The organism is Kitasatospora sp. NPDC034035 (assembly GCF_055575755.1).
Genome location: NZ_JBVISA010000002.1, coordinates 126,322 through 146,602, shown reverse-complemented (window position 1 = coordinate 146,602; position 20,281 = coordinate 126,322). Strand labels below are relative to the sequence as shown.

The 20,281-nt window shown below is 70.7% G+C and carries 17 protein-coding genes; 9 read left to right on the top strand and 8 right to left on the bottom strand.

The window, feature by feature from the left end:
- Window positions 1-218: 218 nt before the first annotated feature.
- The 8 genes from ACZ52J_RS03395 to dnaA form a co-directional block, all read right to left on the bottom strand.
- Window positions 219-947, bottom strand: coding sequence for a DUF3566 domain-containing protein (locus ACZ52J_RS03395; protein WP_360502546.1), 729 nt, complete (start codon window positions 945-947; stop codon window positions 219-221).
- Window positions 948-1,098: 151 nt separating this feature from the next.
- Window positions 1,099-3,663, bottom strand: a complete 2,565-nt coding sequence (gene gyrA, locus ACZ52J_RS03390) for a DNA gyrase subunit A (protein ID WP_465615858.1) — start codon at window positions 3,661-3,663, stop codon at window positions 1,099-1,101.
- Window positions 3,664-3,776: 113 nt separating this feature from the next.
- The gene (gene gyrB / locus ACZ52J_RS03385; RefSeq protein WP_465615449.1) at window positions 3,777-5,792 is read right to left on the bottom strand and encodes a DNA topoisomerase (ATP-hydrolyzing) subunit B; all 2,016 of its coding nucleotides are present in this window, start codon (window positions 5,790-5,792) and stop codon (window positions 3,777-3,779) included.
- A gap of 268 nt (window positions 5,793-6,060) precedes the next feature.
- Complete coding sequence (locus tag ACZ52J_RS03380; protein ID WP_360502540.1) at window positions 6,061-6,609, bottom strand: DciA family protein; 549 nt, start codon at window positions 6,607-6,609, stop codon at window positions 6,061-6,063.
- Window positions 6,610-6,730: 121 nt separating this feature from the next.
- A complete protein-coding gene (gene recF / locus ACZ52J_RS03375; RefSeq protein WP_360502537.1) occupies window positions 6,731-7,864 on the bottom strand; it encodes a DNA replication/repair protein RecF in 1,134 nt (377 codons plus the stop codon).
- Between the two features lie 58 nt (window positions 7,865-7,922).
- Complete coding sequence (gnd, locus tag ACZ52J_RS03370; RefSeq protein ID WP_360502534.1) at window positions 7,923-8,798, bottom strand: phosphogluconate dehydrogenase (NAD(+)-dependent, decarboxylating); 876 nt, start codon at window positions 8,796-8,798, stop codon at window positions 7,923-7,925.
- A 188-nt stretch (window positions 8,799-8,986) separates the two neighbouring features.
- Window positions 8,987-10,117, bottom strand: a complete 1,131-nt coding sequence (gene dnaN, locus ACZ52J_RS03365) for a DNA polymerase III subunit beta (RefSeq protein ID WP_360502531.1) — start codon at window positions 10,115-10,117, stop codon at window positions 8,987-8,989.
- Window positions 10,118-11,084: 967 nt separating this feature from the next.
- Window positions 11,085-12,932, bottom strand: a complete 1,848-nt coding sequence (gene dnaA, locus ACZ52J_RS03360; protein ID WP_465615445.1) for a chromosomal replication initiator protein DnaA — start codon at window positions 12,930-12,932, stop codon at window positions 11,085-11,087.
- Between the two features lie 354 nt (window positions 12,933-13,286).
- Between dnaA and rpmH the strand changes: the two genes are divergently transcribed.
- The 9 genes from rpmH to ACZ52J_RS03315 all read left to right on the top strand — a co-directional run bounded on the left by rpmH (window position 13,287) and on the right by ACZ52J_RS03315 (window position 20,098).
- On the top strand, window positions 13,287-13,424 hold the full coding sequence (rpmH, locus tag ACZ52J_RS03355) for a 50S ribosomal protein L34 (protein ID WP_030392420.1): 138 nt from the start codon (window positions 13,287-13,289) through the stop codon (window positions 13,422-13,424).
- An 18-nt stretch (window positions 13,425-13,442) separates the two neighbouring features.
- Window positions 13,443-13,871: a ribonuclease P protein component gene (gene rnpA / locus ACZ52J_RS03350; RefSeq protein WP_097236931.1), complete on the top strand. Its 429-nt coding sequence runs from the start codon at window positions 13,443-13,445 to the stop codon at window positions 13,869-13,871.
- Complete coding sequence (gene yidD / locus ACZ52J_RS03345; protein ID WP_465615442.1) at window positions 13,868-14,239, top strand: membrane protein insertion efficiency factor YidD; 372 nt, start codon at window positions 13,868-13,870, stop codon at window positions 14,237-14,239. Before rnpA ends, yidD begins: the two co-directional genes overlap by 4 nt.
- Window positions 14,236-15,387: a membrane protein insertase YidC gene (yidC, locus tag ACZ52J_RS03340; RefSeq protein ID WP_360502524.1), complete on the top strand. Its 1,152-nt coding sequence runs from the start codon at window positions 14,236-14,238 to the stop codon at window positions 15,385-15,387. The genes yidD and yidC overlap by 4 nt, the downstream gene beginning before the upstream one ends.
- Window positions 15,388-15,469: 82 nt before the next feature.
- Entirely contained in the window at window positions 15,470-16,000 is a 531-nt protein-coding gene (locus ACZ52J_RS03335; protein ID WP_360502521.1) for a Jag family protein, read from the top strand.
- Window positions 16,001-16,176: 176 nt separating this feature from the next.
- Window positions 16,177-17,001 (top strand): 16S rRNA (guanine(527)-N(7))-methyltransferase RsmG, encoded by an 825-nt coding sequence (gene rsmG, locus ACZ52J_RS03330; protein WP_465615439.1) that lies wholly within the window; start codon window positions 16,177-16,179, stop codon window positions 16,999-17,001.
- A gap of 220 nt (window positions 17,002-17,221) precedes the next feature.
- Window positions 17,222-18,271, top strand: coding sequence for a ParA family protein (locus tag ACZ52J_RS03325; protein ID WP_396289032.1), 1,050 nt, complete (start codon window positions 17,222-17,224; stop codon window positions 18,269-18,271).
- Window positions 18,268-19,347 carry a ParB/RepB/Spo0J family partition protein gene (locus tag ACZ52J_RS03320; RefSeq protein ID WP_465615437.1) on the top strand — a complete coding sequence of 360 codons (1,080 nt, stop codon included), beginning with the start codon at window positions 18,268-18,270 and terminating at the stop codon, window positions 19,345-19,347. Before ACZ52J_RS03325 ends, ACZ52J_RS03320 begins: the two co-directional genes overlap by 4 nt.
- A 133-nt stretch (window positions 19,348-19,480) precedes the next feature.
- Complete coding sequence (locus tag ACZ52J_RS03315) at window positions 19,481-20,098, top strand: GNAT family N-acetyltransferase (RefSeq protein ID WP_360502510.1); 618 nt, start codon at window positions 19,481-19,483, stop codon at window positions 20,096-20,098.
- Window positions 20,099-20,281 lie beyond the last annotated feature (183 nt).

The window sequence follows — 20,281 nt, the reverse complement described above, 5'->3', positions numbered from 1 at the left end:
CCGGCCGTACGGACCGGGGGCGGCCTGCGGCACTCCCAGGCGCGGAACGGGCGCCACCCAGCAAATCCCACCGCGGCCGACCGGATTCCGGGCGGCACGCCGCGGGGTGCCGGCTGTCACCCGAATGCCGACGGGCCCCACCGGCTGCAACAGTCGGTGGGGCCCGTACATTCCGTCCGTGGACGGGAAACTGAGTGTGAGTCAGGATCCGGCCGGGATCAGTCCTCCTCGGCCAGGGTCAGCTCGATGCCGCCGGTGAAGCCGGCCGCCGCGTTGTAGATGAACGCGGAGAGGGTGGACAGGGCGGTCAGCAGGACGACGTCGACCACGGCGATCAGCGTGGTGAAGGTCATCACCTTGCCGAAGCCGACGTAGTCCATCAGGTTGAGGCCGCCGTTGCTGTCCGAGCCCGTGACGTCCTTGAGGGTCTTGGTCAGCGAGTCGAAGACGCCGAGCGAGTCCAGCGTCATCCACAGCACCGCCGAGGCCACGATGATGATGATGCCGACGGCCAGCGACAGCAGGAAGCTGACCTTCATCACCGACCACGGGTCGACCTTGGTCACCCGCAGCCGGGCCTTGCGGGTCCGGCCGAGGCCGGGGCCCGCGGCGGCGGCCGCCGCCGCGGGCGGGGCCGCGGGCGCTCCGGCGGGGCGGCGCGCCGCCCCGGGAACGGGGGTGCCCCGGGGCGGGGTCGGCTGCCCCTTGGCGTACGTGGTCGGCTGGGAGAAGCCCCCCGAGCCGGCCGCCGGGGAGCCCCCCGGCGGCGGGGGCGTCTGGCCACCGTAGGCCGCGCCGCCCTGACCCGCGCCGCCGGCCTGCGGCATCAGCGAGGTGGACGCGGTCGAGTGCTCGGTCGGCGGCTGCGGGACGCCGTACGAACCCCCGCCCTGCGCGCCCGGACGGCCGCCGGAGGTCCCTCCCGCAGCACCCGTGGCTCCACTCACCTGGTCCTCCCGCACTTCCCACCAGGGCGGCGGCGCCGCCCTGCTTCGTCACTCGTCATCCAGCGCCCGGCGGGATTGCCCGGAACTGGTCGGCGTCCGGTGTCGCCACGCCCACTGTGGGGGACGCGGCGACACCGGTCTGCGGTTCGGTTCAGGCCTCGACGTCTCCGTCGACCGCCGTCTCCGCACCCTCGGCCGGCTCGGTGGACTCGGTGCCGGCGATCTCGTCCTCCGCCGGCTCCTCGTCCTCGGCTTCGGCGTTGCGGGCCATGCCCACGACAGCGTCGCGCTTTCCGAGGTTGATCAGTTGGACGCCCATCGTGTCACGTCCGGTTTCACGAACCTCGGAAACCCTCGTGCGGATCACCCCACCCGAGAGGGTGATCGCCATGATCTCGTCGGTTTCGTCGACCACGAGCGCGCCGACGAGCGAGCCCCGGCCCTCGACGATCTTCGCCGCCTTGGTGCCGTAGCCGCCGCGTCCCTGGACACGGTACTCGTCCACACCGGTGCGCTTGGCGTACCCGCCGTCGGTGGCGGTGAAGACGTAGGTTCCCGGGCGGACGACGTTCATCGAGAGCAGCTCGTCGTCCTCGCGGAAGGCCATGCCCTTGACGCCGGAGGTGGCGCGGCCGGTGGAGCGCAGGGCGTCGTCGGTCGCGGTGAAGCGGATCGACTGGGCCTTCTTGGAGACCAGCAGCAGGTCGTCCTCGGCGGAGACCAGCTCGGCGCCGATCAGCTCGTCGTCCCGGCCCTCCTCGTCCTGGCGCAGGTTGATCGCGATCAGGCCGCCGGAGCGCGGGGAGTCGTAGTCCTTCAGCGCGGACTTCTTCACCAGACCGGCCCGGGTCGCGAGGACCAGGTACGGCTTGTCCTCGTAGGTCCGGACGGCCATCACCTGGGCGATGTGCTCCTCCGGCTGGAAGGCCAGCAGGTTGGCCACGTGCTGGCCGCGGGCGTCGCGCCCGGCGTCCGGCAGCTCGTAGCCCTTGGCGCGGTAGACCCGGCCCTTGTTGGTGAAGAACAGGATCCAGTTGTGGGTCGTCGTCACGAAGAAGTGGTCGACGATGTCGTCCTGCTTCAGCTGGGCACCGCGCACGCCCTTGCCGCCGCGCTTCTGCGAGCGGTAGAGGTCGGAGCGGGTCCGCTTGACGTAGCCGCCACGGGTGATCGTGACGACGATGTCCTCCTCGGCGATGAGGTCCTCGATGGAGAGGTCGCCGTCGGAGGGGATGAGGGTGGAGCGCCGCTCGTCGCCGTACTTCTCGACGATCGCGGTGAGCTCCTCGGAGATGATCTCCCGCTGGCGGGTCGGCGAGGCCAGGATCGCGTTGTACTCGTCGATCTTGCGCTGCAGCTCGTCGTGCTCGTCCATGATCCGCTGGCGCTCGAGGGCGGCCAGGCGGCGCAGCTGCATCTCCAGGATGGCGTTGGCCTGGAGCTCGTCGATGTCGAGCAGGCCCATCAGGCCGGTGCGGGCGGCGTCGGCGCTCGCCGAGGCCCGGATCAGCGCGATGACCTCGTCGATCATGTCCAGGGCGCGCAGCAGCGCGCGCAGGATGTGGGCGCGCTCCTCGGCCTTGCGCAGGCGGAAGGTGGTGCGTCGGACGATGACGTCGACCTGGTGGTTGACCCAGTGTCGGATGAAGGCGTCGAGCGAGAGCGTGCGCGGCACGCCGTCGACCAGGGCCAGCATGTTGGCGCCGAAGTTGGTCTGCAGGTCGGTGTGCTTGTAGAGGTTGTTCAGCACGACCTTGGCGACGGCGTCGCGCTTGAGCACGATCACCAGGCGCTGGCCGGTGCGCGAGGAGGACTCGTCGCGGACGTCGGCGATGCCGGCGACCTTGCCGTCCTTGACCAGGTCGGCGATCTTCAACGCAAGGTTGTCCGGGTTGACCTGGTACGGCAGCTCGGTGATCACCAGGCACTGGCGGCCCTGGATCTCCTCGACCTCGACCACCGCGCGCATGGTGATCGAGCCGCGCCCGGTGCGGTACGCCTCCTCGATGCCGCGGCGGCCGACGATCAGGGCGCCGGTCGGGAAGTCCGGGCCCTTGATCCGCTCGATCAGGGCGTCCAGCAGCTCCTCGTTGGAGGAGTCCGGGTGCTCCAGCGCCCAGAGGGCACCGGAGGCGACCTCGCGAAGGTTGTGCGGCGGGATGTTGGTGGCCATGCCGACCGCGATGCCGGTGGCGCCGTTGACCAGCAGGTTGGGGATGCGCGCGGGCAGGACGGTGGGCTCCTGCGAGCGGCCGTCGTAGTTGGCGGCGAAGTCGACGGTCTCCTCGTCGATGTCGCGCATCATCTCCATGGCCAGCGGCATCAGCTTGCACTCGGTGTAGCGCATGGCCGCGGCCGGGTCGTTGCCCGGGGAGCCGAAGTTGCCGTTGCCGTCCACCAGCGGCATCCGCAGCGACCACGGCTGGGCCAGGCGGACCACGGTGTCGTAGATCGAGGTGTCGCCGTGCGGGTGGTAGTTGCCCATCACGTCGCCGACGACGCGGGCGCACTTGTAGTAGCCCTTCTCGGGGCGGTACCCGCCGTCGTACATCGCGTAGAGCACGCGCCGGTGCACCGGCTTGAGGCCGTCGCGGACCTCGGGCAGCGCGCGGCTCACGATGACGCTCATCGCGTAGTCGAGGTACGAGCGCTGCATCTCGGTCTCGAGCTCGATCGGCTCGACCCGGGACACGAAGCCCGCCTCGCTGTCAGACAGGGTGGTGGCGGTGCTGGCGTCCGGCTGCTCGCCGTCGGGACGGTTGTCGTCGACCACTGGTGGTCAGTTTCCTTTCACGCGTGACTGGACCGTGCTGGCAGGGGCGGGCCCCGTCACACGTCCAGGAAGCGGACGTCCTTGGCGTTGCGCTGGATGAAGGAGCGGCGGGCCTCGACGTCCTCGCCCATCAGGACGGAGAAGAGGTCGTCGGCACGGGCCGCGTCCTCCAGGGTGATCTGCTGCAGCAGGCGGTGGGCCTGGTCCATGGTGGTGATCCGGAGCTCCTCGGCGTTCATCTCGCCGAGACCCTTGAAGCGCTGGATCGCGTCGTCCTTGGGCAGCCGGCGCCCGGCCGCGACGCCTGCCGCGATGGTGGCGTCGCGCTCGCGGTCGGAGTAGACGTAGTCGAAGTCGTCCTTGCCCCACTTGATCTTGTACAGCGGCGGCATCGCCAGGTACACGTACCCGGACTCGACCAGCGGCCGCATGAAGCGGAACAGCAGGGTCAGCAGCAGGGTGCGGATGTGCTGCCCGTCGACGTCGGCGTCCGCCATCAGGACGATCTTGTGATAGCGGAGCTTGGACTCGTCGTAGTCCTCCTGGATGCCGCAGCCGAAGGCCGAGATCAGCGCCTGGACCTCGGTGTTCTGCAGCACCTTGTCGATCCGGGCCTTCTCGACGTTCAGGATCTTGCCGCGGATCGGGAGGATCGCCTGGATGCGCGGGTCGCGGCCCTGCTTGGCCGAGCCGCCTGCGGAGTCACCCTCGACGATGAAGATCTCGCACTCGGACGGGTCCTTGGACTGGCAGTCGCTCAGCTTGCCCGGCAGCGAGGCGCTCTCCAGCAGGCCCTTGCGCCGGGTCAGGTCGCGCGCCTTGCGGGCGGCGACGCGCGCGGTGGCGGCCTGGATGGACTTGCGGATGATGTCCGCGGCCTCGTTGGGGTTGCGGTCCAGCCAGTCGTTCAGCTGCTCGTGGACGACCCGCTGGACGAAGGTCTTCGCCTCGGTGTTGCCGAGCTTGTCCTTGGTCTGGCCCTCGAACTGCGGCTCGCCGAGCTTGACCGAGATGATCGCGGTCAGACCCTCGCGGATGTCCTCGCCGGAGAGGTTGTCGTCCTTGTCGCGGAGCAGCTTCTTGTCCCGCGCGTAGCGGTTCACCAGGCCGGTCAGCGCGGCGCGGAAGCCCTCCTCGTGGGTACCGCCGCCGTGCGTGTGGATGGTGTTGGCGAAGCTGTAGACCCCCTCGGTGTACGAGGAGTTCCACTGCATGGCGACCTCGACGGAGATCGTCTTGTCCTTGTCCTCCGCCTCGAAGTCGATCACCGAGGGGTGGATCACCTCGCCCTTGCGGGAGTTGAGGTGGGTGACGAAGTCCGCGATGCCGCCGTCGTACTTGTAGGTGACGGAGAGCGGGTTGCCGTCCTCGTCCGCGTGCTCCGGGCGCTCGTCGGTCAGCGAGATGGTCAGGCCCTTGTTGAGGAACGCCATCTCCTGGAAGCGCCGGGAGAGCGTCTCGAAGGAGTAGACCGTGGTCTCGAAGATGTCCGGGTCGGCCCAGAACGTGACGATGGTCCCGGTGCGCTCGGTGGCCTCGCCCTTGACCAGGGGGGCGACCGGCGCGCCCATCTTGTAGTCCTGGGTCCAGCGGTGGCCGTCCCGGAGGATCTCGACCGCGAGGCGGGTGGAGAGCGCGTTCACCACGGAGACGCCGACGCCGTGCAGACCGCCGGAGACCGCGTAGCCGCCGCCGCCGAACTTGCCGCCCGCGTGCAGCACGGTGAGCACGACCTCGACGGCCGGCTTCTCCTGCCCGGGGACGATGTCGACCGGAATGCCTCGGCCGTTGTCGACCACCCGGACCGCGCCGTCGGCCATGATCGTGACGTCGATGGTGTCGGCGTACCCCGCCATCGCCTCGTCGACGGAGTTGTCCACGACCTCCTGCACCAGGTGGTGCAGGCCGCGCTCGCCGGTGGAACCGATGTACATGCCGGGGCGCTTGCGGACGGCGTCGAGGCCTTCCAGCACCTGGATGTTGCTACCGGTGTAGGAAGCCTGGTCGGACTGGTCTGGGGTCTGGCTGGGGTTGCCGGAATCGGCCACGAAGCGCCCTCTCTGGCACAGCACGGGCCGCATCCCCGCCCCGTGCGGGCGAGCGTGCGACCACGGCGTTTCGACTCGGTTGCCACTAGCAACAGTGTTTGGCTTTCAGTCTACCGGTACGACTGACAGAGATGGGCGTTTGGCAGCCCTTGAAGGCAGATACGCCGCCCTGAATCCCCTCTGCACATGTCCCGATACTCGCCCGGGGGCCCCAGAGCTCCTGGGAGGGCTGTCAGGGGTTCCGGAAGATCGCCGTCCGATCCGCGCCGCTGCCGACGGACCGGCGTTCCGGTCACCCCCAGGTGTCGCCCGGCCCCTTGCTCCCCGGCGCACGCAGCCGGCCGTAGCCGCGGGCGGGCGCCGCCGGGCCCAGCACCTTGATGGTCTTGACCGTGCCGTGGCCCAGCTCGTGATTCAGACGGGCCACCAACTGCCGCGCCAGCCACCGCAGTTGAGTGGCCCACGCGGTGGAGTCGCACTGCACGGTGAGCACCGCGGCGGCCTCGTCGTAGGAGGAGGGGTGGCAGTGCGCGGCGATGTCCGGGCCGACGATCTGCGGCCAGCGGCCCATCACCCCGCCGACGGCGGCCGAGGACTCCCAGCCGCGCTCGGTCAGCAACCGGTTCAGCGCCGCGCCCAGTGGGACCGGGTCGCGTCCGTCCGAACGGGCCCCGCTGCGCAGGCCGTGCCGCTTGGCCTCGCGCTTCTCCCGGACCTGCTCGCCGCGCTGGCGGGCCTGGGCGCGGGCCGCCCGCAGCGCGGAGCGGGCGAGATCGGCACCGGTCGGCTCGGGGGTACCGGGGGTGCCGGGCTGGGGGGAGTTCTCCGCCGGCTCGCTCACGGCGATCTCCTTTCCCCAGCCTGTGGACAACGGTCGCGGTCGCACGCCCGCCGAGCCCTCCAGCCTACGGGAGCGCTCGGCAGCCGCGGATCGCGGCGGGGGTCGTGGAACGGGTGCGCGGTCAGGCGTCGATGCGGCGCACGGCGCCGTCGGAGACCGTGAACCGGGCACCGGCCAGCGCCTTCGGCACGTCCTCGGCGACCGCCGCGGTCACCAGCACCTGCTCGCCGTCGGCCACCAGTTCGGCCAGCCGGTCCCGGCGGGCCGCGTCCAGCTCGGCGAACACGTCGTCCAGGATCAGCACCGGCTCACCGCCGTCGGCGCGCAACAGCTCGTACGAGGCCAGCCGCAGCGCGAGCGCGTACGACCAGGACTCGCCGTGGCTGGCGTAGCCCTTGGCGGGCAGCGGGCCGAGCTTGAGCACCAGCTCGTCCCGGTGCGGGCCGACCAGCGTGAGGCCGCGATCGACCTCCTGCTTGCGGGCCGCCTGCAGCGCCCCCAGCAGCTGCTCCTCGGCCTGCTCGCGGCTGGTCGGCAGCTCGCCCTCGAAGGAGCTGCGGTACTCCAGGGTGGTCTCGCCGCCGCCGGGGGCCAGCTGCCCGTACGCGGCCGTCACCAGCGGCTGCAGGGCGGCCACCAGCTGGATCCGGAAGGCCGTCAACTCGGCGCCGGCGCGCGCCAGGTGACCGTCCCAGACCTCCAGGGTGGACAGGTCCGCGCCCTTGCCGCCACCGGCCCGGCGGGCCATCGCGGCGGTCTTCAGCAGGGCGTTGCGCTGCTTGAGCACCCGCTCGTAGTCCTGCCGCACGCCGGCCAGCCGGGGCGCGCGGGCGGTCAGCAGCTCGTCCAGGAAGCGCCGGCGCTCGCCCGGGTCGCCCTTGACCAGGCTGAGGTCCTCGGGGGCGAACAGCACGGTGCGCAGCAGGCCCAGCACGTCGCGCGGGCGGACGTTGTCGGAGCGGTTGATCCGGGCCCGGTTGGCCTTGCCCGGAGTCAGCTCCAGCTCGACCAGGGTGGATCGGCCGCGGTCCACCACCGAGGTGCGGATCACCGCCCGCTCGGCGCCCAGCCGGATCAGCGGGGCGTCGGTGGCGACCCGGTGGCTGCCCAGGGTGGCGACGTAGCCGATCGCCTCGACCAGGTTGGTCTTGCCCTGGCCGTTGGGCCCCACGAACGCCGTCACGCCCGGGTCGAGGGGCACCTCGACCCGGGCGTACGACCGGAAGTCGGCGAGCGACAGATGCGCGACGTGCATGGCTGTGGACTGCGCCCGCCTTCTGTGGATGGAGCCGGGGCCTGCGCCCCGATAGGGACTACTTCGACTCGACCGCGTGGCCGCCGAACTGGTTGCGCAGCGCGGCGATCATCTTCATCTGCGGCGAGTCGTCCTGGCGGGAGGCAAAGCGGGCGAACAGCGAGGCGGTGATCGCCGGCAGCGGCACGGCGTGGTCGATCGCGGCCTCGACGGTCCAGCGGCCCTCGCCGGAGTCGGCGGCCCAGCCCTTGAGCTTGGCCAGGTGCTCGTCGTCGTCCAGGGCGCGGACGGCCAGGTCCAGCAGCCAGGAGCGGATGACGGTGCCCTCCTGCCAGCTGCGGAAGACCTCGCGCACGTCGGTGACCTCGGGGGCGGCCTCCAGCAGCTCCCAGCCCTCGGCGAAGGCCTGCATCATCGCGTACTCGATGCCGTTGTGGACCATCTTGGCGAAGTGGCCGGCGCCCACCGCGCCCGCGTGCACCGAGCCGAAGTCGCCCTCGGGCTTGAGCGCGTCGAAGACCGGCTTGGCCTTGGCGACGTGCTCGGCGTCGCCGCCGTACATCAGCGCGTAGCCGTTCTCCAGGCCCCAGACGCCGCCGGAGACGCCGCAGTCGACGAAGCCGATGCCCTTGGCGGCCAGCGACTCGGCGTGCTTGATGTCGTCCGTCCAGCGGGAGTTGCCGCCGTCGACCACCACGTCGCCGGGGGAGAGCAGCTCGGCGAGCTCGTCGACGGTCGCCTGGGTGGCGGCGCCGGCCGGGACCATCACCCAGACCACGCGCGGGCCCTGCAGCTTGCTGACGAGCTCCTGCAGGCTCTCGACGTCGGAGATGTCCGGGTTGCGGTCGTAGCCGATGACGGTGTGGCCGGCGCGGCGGATCCGCTCGCGCATGTTGCCGCCCATCTTGCCGAGACCGATGAGGCCGAGCTCCATGACCAAGTCCTTACCTGTGGTGACGTGCCTGCCGGCGGCGCCGTTGCCGCGCTCCTTGAGCCTACGCGCTGAACCGCCGTGGCCCGCCTGCGGTCGGGCCGACCGGGGGAGACGTCCACAGGCTGTGCACAGCGGGTGTGCACAGCCTGTGGACGGTCACGCGGAACGGGATCAGCCGATCCTCGGCATCAGCCGGAGAGGCGGACCGGCATGATCAGGTACTGGTAGGCCTTGTCCTCCTCGGCGTCCACCGAGACCTTGCCGCTGAGCAGTGCGGGCTTGGTCGGGGTGGTGAAGCTGAGCTGGGCGTAGGCGGAGTCGATGGCCTTGAGGCCCTCCTCCAGGTAGCCCGGGTTGAAGGCGATCGAGATGGCGTCGCCCTCCAGGGAGGCCTCGATGCGCTCGGTGGCCTGGGCGTCGTCGCCCGAACCGGCCTCCAGGGTCAGCACGCCCTCCTCGAAGTTGAGGCGGACCGGGGTGTTGCGCTCGGCGACCAGCGAGACGCGCTTGAGCGCCTCCAGGAAGGGCTGGGTCTGGATCGCGGCGATCGCGTTGAACTCGGTCGGGAAGAGGCTGCGGAACTTGGGGAACTCACCCTCCAGCAGCCGGGTGGTGGTCCGGCGGCCGGCGCCCTCGAAGCCGATCAGGCCCTCGCCCGCGCCGCCCGAGGAGAGCGCGATGGAGACGGTGTCGCCGCTGCCCAGGGACTTGGCGATGTCCTGCAGGGTCTTGGCGGGGACCAGGGCGACTGCGGAGATGTCCGACTGCTCGGGCTTCCACAGCAGGTCGCGGACGGCGAAGCGGTAGCGGTCGGTGGCGGCCAGGGTGATCCGGTCGCCCTCGATCTCGACCCGGACGCCGGTGAGCACCGGCAGGGTGTCGTCCCGGCCAGCGGCGACGGCGGCCTGGCTGACCGCGGAGGCGAAGACGTCCCCGGAGACGGTGCCGGTGGCGGTCGGCATCTGGGGCAGGGCCGGGTACTCGTCCACCGGGAGGGTGGGGAGGGTGAAGCGGGAGCTGCCGCAGACCACGCTGACCCGCTGGCCGTCGGTGGAGATCTCCACAGGCCTGTTGGGAAGGTTGCGGGAGATGTCGTTCAGCAGTCGACCGGAGACCAGGACGGTGCCGGCCTCCTCGACGTCCGCCTCGAGCTCGACCCGGGCCGAGACCTCGTAGTCGAAGCCGGACAGGGCCAGGCTGCCCTCCTGTGCCGTCAGCAGCAGGCCGGCCAGCACCGGCACCGGCGGCCGTGCCGGGAGGCTGCGGGCAGCCCAGGCCACCGCCTCCGCGAGGACGTCACGCTCCACCCGGAACTTCACCGGTAACCGCCTCCTGGATCGAGCGCTCCCGCTCGCACTCTGGTTCGTCTGATCTTGATCGTCGGTTGGGCTGTCCGCCGAGCTCTGCTCACTCCGCTTCCAGTCGCAAGGACAGTCTGACGTACTCCGCCGACAGACGGGGCAGACGGGCGGAAGCAACCCGAACAGATGTCGGGGAGCGGTTGTCCACAGATTTGGGGCCCACCCACTTTGAAAGCAGGTTCATGGTCTAACTGTGTAGTGGTAGTAGTAGGGCCTGTGGAAACCGTGGATAACCTCGTTTCCGCAGGTCAGGGCCCGAATTTTGTCCACAGCGGGTGTGGACGGCGGCTGTGGACGGGCAGGCCGCGCTGTGGACAGCCGAGCGTTACCCACAGGGCACGCTGGGTATCCACAGGTTATCCCCAGGGCTATCCCCAGATCCGGGCCCGGTTATCCACGGGCGCCGGTCAACTTTTCGTGACGCCTTTCACACCAGGGTATGAACACCGGCACACGGTTGTCGAACTGTGGACGATGCTGTGGACAACCTGGGGATAACCGCCTCCAGCCTGGGGACAACCGGTGGACAACCCGGATGGCCCACTGGCGGGCCGTCAATTGTCCACACCCTGTGGATAACCGTTGTGCACAAGTCCACAGGCACCTGACCTGCGCGGAAGAGCGTAGCGGCGACCGGCCTGTGGACGAATTCTGGATAACTCCGGACGCCCCGGCCTGTGGACTACGGGGAAGGCGTCCGTCCTGTGGACAACGGCCTTGCGCGCCCCGGGTTTTCGAATCACCGGTCAGTTGTTCGGCGCGGGCTGTGGACTGGCCCATCATCCGTCGACCACATCCCTGCCCAGCCGGCGCCGGATACACACCCGTGGATATGCCGAAAGGGCGTCAGGATCGCTCCTGACGCCCTCCGGGCAGCGCTGTGCGGTGGTGTCGCGGCGGGTGTCGCGACGGTGTGCCGCGGCGGCTAGCTCTTGATGCGGTTGGTGAGTTCGGTGACCTGGTTGTAGATCGAGCGGCGCTCGGCCATCAGCGAGCGGATCTTGCGGTCCGCGTGCATCACCGTGGTGTGGTCGCGGCCGCCGAACTGCGCGCCGATCTTCGGCAGCGACAGGTCGGTGAGCTCCCGGCACAGGTACATGGCGATCTGGCGGGCCGTCACCAGCACGCGGCTGCGCGAGGATCCGCAGAGGTCGTCCACGCCCAGGCCGAAGTACGCGGCGGTCTGCTGCATGATGACCTGCGCGGTGATCTCCGGGCCGGCGTCCTCGTCCCCGCCCGGGATCAGGTCCTTGAGGACGATCCCGGCCAACTCCAGGTCCACCGGGGCCCGGTTGAGGTTGGCGAAGGCGGTGACCCGGATCAGGGCACCCTCCAGCTCCCGGATGTTGCGGGTGATCCGGGACGCGATGAACTCCAACACGTCGGCGGGAGCGTTGAGTTGCTCCTGGATCGCCTTCTTGCGCAGGATCGCGATCCGGGTCTCCAGCTCCGGCGGGGTGACGTCGGTGATCAGACCCCACTCGAAGCGGTTGCGCAGCCGGTCCTCCAGCGTGGTCAGCAGCTTGGGCGGCCGGTCCGACGAGAGGACGATCTGCTTGTTCGCGTTGTGGAGGGTGTTGAAGGTGTGGAAGAACTCCTCCTGCGTGGACTCCTTGCTCGCGAGGAACTGAACGTCGTCCACGAGCAGGATGTCCATGTCCCGGTAGCGGCGGCGGAAGGTGTCCGCCTTGCCGTCCCGGATCGAGTTGATGAACTCGTTGGTGAACTCCTCCGAGGACACGTAGCGCACCCGGGTGCCCGGGAAGAGGCTGCGCGAGTAGTGCCCGATGGCGTGCAGCAGGTGGGTCTTGCCCAGCCCGGACTCGCCGTAGATGAAGAGCGGGTTGTAGGCCTTGGCCGGAGCCTCGGCGACCGCCACCGCCGCCGCGTGCGCGAAGCGGTTGCTGGCGCCGATGACGAAGGTGTCGAACAGGTACTTGGGGTTCAGCCGGGCGGCCGGCTCGTCCTTGCGGGAGCCGCCGGCCGGGGGAGCGCCGGGCGGGGCGGGCACGCCGGGGACGCCGGGACGGTCGCCGGACCGCTCCGGGCCGGCCTTCTCCGCCGGGCGGCCGCCGGAGGGCCGGGAGCCCGCGGACCGGCGGCCGGCGCCGCCGCGGGGCTGCTCGTTCGGGCCGGGGCCGTAGGCGCCGCCGAAGAGGTCGCCCTGGGTGGTCGCGGGCGGGCCCGGGAGGGGGCGCGGCGCCGGACGGGCCGCGGGCTCGTCGGACTCGTAGTGGCCGGGCCCCTGCTCCTGGTAGCCAGGCCATCCCTGTGGGCCGCCGGACGGGCCGCCGTACGGTGCCGGGCGCTGCTCGTAGCCGCCGGTGTCGTAGCGGGGCCGCTCGTAGTCCTGCCCGTAGGGCTGGTCCTGCTCGTACGGCTGGCGCTGCTCGTAGGGCTGGTCCTGCTCGTACTGCTGCTGGTAGTCCTGGCCGCCGTAGCCGCCGGTGTCCTCGGCCGGGCCCGGGTACGGCTCAGGGGCCTGGGGGGCGGGGGTGGTCGGTACGGCGTTGGCGTCGACCATCACGGCGATCCGGACCGGTCGGCTGAGCTCGCGGCTGAGGGCCTCGGTCAGCTGCGGCAGCAGCCGGCCCTCGAGCACCTGCTTGGCCCGCTCGTTCGGGGTCGCCAGCAGGGCGGTGTCGTGCATCATCCACATCGGCTGGGTGCGCTGCACCCACTGCTTGTCCATCTCCCCGACATCGGGGTCGTTGACCAGCCGCTCGACGACCCTGGCCCAGACCGGGACGAGGTCGCTGTTGACATCAGCCACTGGTGCACGCTTTCCAAGAACAAACCAGACAAGTTCTGCAACGGTAGTCAGCGAACAGGGCCGGATCAAGTCGTTGTCCACAGGCTGTGGGTAAAGCGGGTCGCAGACGGCTGGTTTGACCCTCGGCCCTCGTCCCGCGTACCGTAACCAGGTCGAGTTGTCGATGGCCGCTGCCGCATGTCCGCGGGTCCACCCGCTCCATAAGGCGCGCAGCACGGGCGCCGTGGATTGCCTCAAACCCCAGCCGAACTGGGGCGATGGGCCGGATTTCCGATATCAGGGGAGATCACGCGGACGCACGGTGACGGCCAAGCGACTTCCCGTCATCCTACGATTCACCTCAGGAGCCCCCGAGTGAGCAAGCGCACCTTCCAGCCGAACAACCGTCGCCGCGCGAAGACCCACGGCTTCCGGCTGCGTATGCGTACCCGCGCCGGCCGTGCCATCCTGGCCGCCCGCCGTGGCAAGGGCCGCACCAGCCTGTCCGCCTGATCCGCGCCAGAGTCTGTTGTGCTGCCCTCCGAGAATCGGCTGCGGCGGCGCCAGGACTTCGCGACCGCGGTGAAACGCGGTCGCCGGGCAGGTCGGCCCCTTCTGGTCGTCCATCTCAGCAGAGATGGTGACCCCCAGGGGCAGACCGACCGGACCAGCGACTCCCGCCCGCACGTCGCCGAGGGGACTCCTTCGGCGCGTGCGGGTTTCGTCGTGAGCAAGGCCGTTGGCCCGGCGGTCGTCCGCAACCTGGTGAAGCGCAGGTTGCGCCATCTCGTTCGTGATCGTCTGTCCAGGCTGCCCGCCGGTAGCCTGATAGTGGTGCGTGCGCTGCCCCAGGCCGCGTCCGCCTCGTACCAGGATCTCGAGCGTGACCTGGACGCGGCGCTGAAGCGGTTGCTGAAGGCCGAGCCCGCTGCCACGGCGCCGACGGGAGCAGGGCGATGAAGTACCTGCTGATGGGTCTGATCAGGGTCTACCAGTGGACGATCAGCCCACTGCTCGGTCCGGTGTGCCGCTACTACCCCTCCTGCTCGCACTACGGCTTCGAGGCCGTGAAGGTGCACGGGGCGGTCAAGGGCGGCGGACTGACCGCCTGGCGCATCCTGCGCTGCAATCCGTGGACGCCCGGCGGGGTCGATCACGTCCCGCCGCGTAAGCATCCGGTGTGGCACCGGCGGTTGCGAGACTGGCTGAAGAGCCGGTCCGCCACCGGAGATCCGGTGACCGCCACCCCCGCCGGTCCGGACCCCGAGGGCCCGGCGACCATTGGTCCCGTGCGGCCAATCCACCTGTCCAAGGAGCCTGACCGGTGACCTTCTCCTTCCTGAATCCCCTGTACACAGCGGTGTCCTGGATCATCGTCCAGTTCCACTCGCTGTACAGCAACGTCTTTGACCCGGACGGTGGCTGGGCCTGGGGTCTGGCCATCGCCTCGATGGTGGTCGTCATCCGGATCTGCCTGATCCCGCTCTTCGTGAAGCAGATCAAGGCGACCCGGGCCATGCAGGCGATCCAGCCGAAGATGAAGGCCATCCAGGAGCGCTACAAGAACGACCGGCAGCGCCAGTCCGAAGAGATGATGAAGCTGTACAAGGAGGCGGGTACCAACCCGTTCTCCAGCTGCCTTCCCATCCTCGTGCAGGCGCCGTTCTTCACCGCCCTCTACGGCGTGCTCGCCAAGGTCGCCAAGGGCCACGACATCGGCGTCATCCACGGCGACCTGCTGGTGAGCGCCGGCAAGGCACACATCTTCGGTGCCCCGCTCTCCGCGACCTTCGTCAGCAGCAGCGAGACCAGTGTCAAGATCGTCACCGCGGTGATGATCATCATGATGTCGCTGTCGCAGTTCGTCACCCAGCGCCAGCTGATGACCAAGAACGTCGACCTCACGGTGAAGACGCCGTTCATGCAGCAGCAGAAGATGCTGATGTACGTCTTCCCGGTCATGTTCGCCGTGATGGGCATCAACTTCCCGGTGGGTGTCCTGGTCTACTGGCTGACCACCAACGTGTGGTCGATGGGCCAGCAGCTGATCGTCATCCACAACAACCCGACCCCGGGCAGCAAGGCCTTCCAGGAGCGCCAGGCGCGGCTGAAGAAGGCGGGCCGACTGCGTCCGGACGGCACGGAGATCAAGGGCGCGCTCTGGGGCATGCTGCCCCCGTCCAAGGAGGCCATCACCGCTGCGGCGACCGCCTCCGCGGTGGTCGAGGAGTCGGTGCAGGCACGTCGCCAGCAGCCCCGCCGGCAGTCCAAGTCGCAGCGCCAGCAGGGCGGACACCCGACGGCCGAGCTGAGCAAGGACACCGAGGCCGAGGAGCCCGTCGACGCCGTCCCGGTCGAGCCGGAGGCCAAGCCCGAGGCCGCCAAGCAGGGCGCGGCCAAGCCGACCGGTACCAAGCAGGGCACCCGGCAGCAGCCGAAGCGTGGCGGCGGCCAGCGGCCGAAGAGGAAGTCCTGACCGGCCCCGGGCCGGTCAGGACAGCCGCGAAGAGCTTCGTTCCCGGCCCGCCAGACGGGCCCATCTCCGAAGGAGTCCATCAGTGACGGAAGGCACCACCTCCGCCGTCGAGGCCGAGGCCGTCGCCAGCGCCGACGAGAGCATCATCACCCGCCTGGAGCAGGAGGGGGACATCGCGGCGGACTACCTGGAGGGTCTGCTCGACATCGCCGACCTCGACGGTGACATCGACATGGACGTCGAGGGCGACCGCGCCCTGGTCTCCATCGTCGGCGACGGCAACGACCGCGCGCTGCAGCGCCTGGTCGGCCAGGACGGCGAGGTGCTGGAGGCGCTGCAGGAGCTGACCCGGTTGGCTGTCCACCGGGAGACCGGCGAGCGCAGCCGCCTCATGCTGGACATTGCCGGCTTCCGGGCCCGCAAGCGCACCGAGCTGGCCACGCTCGGCGCCGAGGCCGCCGAGCAGGCGAAGAGCAGCGGCGAACAGGTCAAGCTGCGTCCGATGACGCCGTTCGAGCGCAAGGTCGTCCACGACGCGGTCGCCGCGGCCGGTCTGCGCAGCGAGTCCGAGGGCGAAGAGCCCCAGCGGTGCGTGGTCGTGCTGCCGGCCTGAGGCCGGCTGTCGATGACCGGCCGCCGAGGCGGCCGGAGAGCTTCACCGGACGCGACCCCGTCCGCCTCGTGCGGGCGGGGTCGTCGTCCCTTCCGCGGGGAGCGACCCGCGGGAGACGTTTCACGTGAAACAGTGCGTTGAGCGGGTCGGTGGATCCGGGGATCGGAGAGGTCGAGATGGACACGGAGAACGCGGCTGCCGGCCGGCCGGGGGCGGACGTGGACCCGGCCGCCGAGGTGGCTGAGCCGAGCGAGGTGGCCGGGCCGGGTGAGGCGCCGGCCGCCGCCCAGGAGGTCTTCGGCGATCGCTTCGACGCCGCGGTCCGCTACACGGAGCTGCTGGCCACCGCGGGTGTCCAGCGCGGGCTGATCGGGCCGCGCGAGGTGCCCCGGCTCTGGGACCGCCACGTGCTCAACTGCGCGGTGCTGGCCGAGCTGCTTCCCGGCGGCATCACCCTGTGCGACGTCGGCTCCGGCGCCGGGCTGCCCGGCATCCCGGTGGCGCTGGCCCGTCCGGACGTCTCGGTGACGCTGCTGGAGCCGCTGCTGCGCCGGACCACCTTCCTGGAGGAGGTCGTCCGGGAGCTCGGGCTGGACAACGTCACGGTGCTGCGTGGTCGCGCCGAGGAGATGGTCGGCAAGCTCGCGGTGGACGTGGTGACCGCCCGGGCGGTGGCGCCGCTGGAGCGGCTGGCCGGCTGGGGCATGCCGCTGCTGCGCCCGCACGGTCAGATGCTGGCGCTCAAGGGGGACAGCGCGGAGCAGGAGCTGGCCGACTCGCGCGCCGGGCTGGCCAAGCTGGGCGCGGTCGAGTGGAGCGTGATCTCGGTCGGCGAAGGCACTCTGGAGACTTCGACCCGGGTGGTCCAGGTCAAGGCGGGGGAGAGCCCCGGCGGTGTGAAGGCCGCGACCCGGCGGGCCAAGGCGGCCCGGGCGGGCCGCAACGCGACCGCCCGCAACGGCGAGCGGGGCGCCCGGGGCGGGCGGCGCCGCACCCGCTGATCCGGGCGACACCGGACACGAACGGAGACGGGCGGACGGGCCTCCTGAACGGGAGGAGCGTCCGCCCGTCGTCGTTCGGGTGACCGACGGACCCGGTCTCCCCAGGCCTCCGGCCGGGAGGTGCCCCGGGGAGACCGGAGTGTCGCAACGTCAGATTTCCGGCATAGCGGGCATGGTGTTTCACGTGAAACGTCGCTCCTTGCTCTCGGACAGTCTTGATCTGCGGCTCCGCCGCGGGCTCGGCCTCTTCCGGGCGGCGACTGTTGCCGCTCCGGTTTCACGTGAAACACTGACCCCCATGCAGGACTCGGAGACCATCGACCAGATCGATGACACGCCCATCGCACGGGCTGCCCAGGCTGCGGTTCAGGCGATCGGCCGAGCGGGTGAGGGGCTGCCCCGGCCCGCCGCGACCCGGGTGATCGTGGTCGCCAACCAGAAGGGCGGGGTGGGCAAGACCACCACCACCGTGAACATGGCCGCCTCGCTGGCCATGCACGGGCTGCGCGTCCTGGTCGTCGACCTCGACCCGCAGGGCAACGCCTCCACGGCGCTGGGCATCGACCACCACGCCGAGGTGCCGTCCATCTACGACGTCCTGGTGGAGGGCAAGCCGCTGGCCGACGTGGTGCAGCCGGTGCACGACGTCGAGGGACTGTTCTGCGTCCCCGCCACCATCGACCTGGCCGGCGCAGAGATCGAGCTGGTCTCCCTGGTGGCCCGGGAGAGCCGGCTCCAGCGTGCCATCGCGGCCTACGAGCAGCCGCTCGACTACATCCTGATCGACTGCCCGCCCTCACTGGGCCTGCTGACGGTCAATGCCCTGGTCGCCGGCCAGGAGGTGCTGATCCCGATCCAGTGCGAGTACTACGCGCTGGAGGGCCTCGGCCAGCTGCTGCGCAACGTCGAGCTGGTGCGCGCGCACCTCAACCCCGCGCTGCACGTGTCGACGATCCTGCTCACCATGTACGACGCCCGGACCAGGCTGGCGGCCCAGGTCGCCGAGGAGGTCCGGACCCACTTCCCGCAAGAGGTGCTGAGCACGGCGATCCCGCGCTCGGTGCGCATCTCGGAGGCGCCCAGTTACGGGCAGACGGTGCTCACCTACGACCCGGGCTCGACCGGGGCGCTCTCCTACCTGGAGGCCGCCCGCGAGCTCGCGCTGCGTGCGGTGGGCGAGGGCGGCTCGCTGGTGAGTCAGCGGCGGGACGGCCAGCAGGGGCACGGCGCCCCGGTGGCACAGCACGGCACGACGGAGGGTCATCAGTGAGTGGTCGCAGGGGTCTGGGTCGAGGGCTGGAGGCGCTGATCCGCCCCGCCGCGCCGGTGGACGGCGAGGCGGCGGCGAAGTCTGCGACAGCCGCGCCCGCACCGGCCCCGGTGGGGGCGAACGGCGGGACGGCGCCGGCCTCGGTGCCGCCGCTGCCGAGTGGCCGCGGCACGGTGGCGGCCCGGGCGGCCGCGGAGAAGCAGGCCGAGCAGGCCCAGCCGGCGGGTGCCTACTTCGCCGAGCTGCCGCTGGACGCGATCACCCCCAACCCGCGCCAGCCGCGTGAGGTCTTCGACGAGGACAAGCTGGCCGAGCTGGCGACCTCCATCAAGGAGGTCGGTCTGCTCCAGCCGATCGTGGTGCGCCAGGTCGGTGTCGACAGCTTCGAGCTGATCATGGGCGAGCGCCGCTGGCGTGCCTCCCGGGAGGCCGGGCTGGAGCGGATCCCGGCGATCGTCCGGGCCACCGAGGACGACAAGCTGCTGCTGGACGCCCTCCTGGAGAACCTGCAGCGCGCCGAGCTGAACCCGCTGGAGGAGGCCGCCGCCTACGACCAGCTGCTGCGGGACTTCTCCTGCACCCACGACCAGCTGGCCGACCGGGTCGGTCGCTCGCGCTCGCACGTCTCCAACACGCTGCGGCTGCTGAAGCTGCCGCCGACCGTCCAGACCAGGGTGGCGGCCGGCACCGTGATGGCCGGGCACGCGAGGGCGCTGCTGGGCCTGTCCGCCCCGGAGCGCCAGGAGCAGGTGGCGGCCCGGATCAACGCCGAGGGCCTGAGCGTGCGCAACGTCGAGGAGATCGTCATGATGATCAATTCGGCGGCGGAGACCGAGGCGGACAAGCCGAGGCGCCAGGCCCCCAAGGCGGGCAAGCTGCTCTCCCCGGCCTTCAACGACCTCGCGAGCCGGCTGTCGGACCGTTTCGACACCCGGGTCAAGGTCGAGGTCTCGCAGCGTGGCGGCAAGCTGGGCAAGGGCAAGGTGGTGCTGGAGTTCGGTTCGGTGGAGGACCTCAACCGGATCCTGGACAGCATGGCCCCCGGCGAGGACGGTCTGCGGCTGTCGCAGGGCTGAGCCGGACTTCGGGGCCGAGGGCACCGACCCGATGGGTGCATGCTTCACGTGAGCGCTGTTTCACGTGAAACATGCACCCATCGGTGTTCGTGGGGGAATGCTCGACGGTGAGGTGGAGGAGGAGGTACGGGCAATGGGACGCCGGATGGCTCCGCTGACGCTGGACAACCTCGGGGACCTGCCGAACGGCTGCCGTTCCTGTGTGTTCTGGGAGCTGGACCCGGTCAGCGCGAAGGAGGCGGTGGAGTCCGGGAAGCCGGAGCTGGAGAAGGAGGGGTGGATCTCCACGGTGCTGCTGGAGTGGGGCTCCTGCGGTCGGATCGTCTATGTGGACGACCAGCCCGCGGGGTTCGTGCTCTACGCGCCGCCCGCTTACGTCCCCCGCTCGCAGTCCTTCCCGACCAGCCCGGTCTCGCCGGACGCCGTTCAGCTGATGGTCAGCCGGGTGCTGCCGGGCTACCAGCGCCAGGGGCTCGGCCGGGTGCTGGTGCAGACGGTGGCCAAGGACCTGATCGGGCGCGGGGTGCGGGCGATCGAGGCCTTCGGCTCGGCCGGACGGCTGCCGACCAGCTGTGTGCTGCCGGCCGACCACCTGCTCGCGGTCGGCTTCAAGACCGTCCGGCCGCACGTCCGCTACCCGCGGCTGCGGCTGGAGGCGCGGACCACGCTCTCCTGGCGGGGGGACGTGGAGGGGGCGCTGGAGCGGCTGCTCGGCGGCGGGCGCAAGGAGCCGGCGCTGCGACCGTTCTGAGCGCGGGCGGTGCGGGAGGCTCCGAGCGCGGGCGGTGCGGGAGGCTCCGAGCGCGGGCGGTGCGGGAGGCTCCGAGCGCGGGCGGTGCGGGAGGCGGAGGAACGAGAACGGCGGCGGGGGTCCCGGATGGGGGGCCCCCCCCCCCTGCTGTTTCCAGTTCCCCCACCCCGACTAACCCTACCC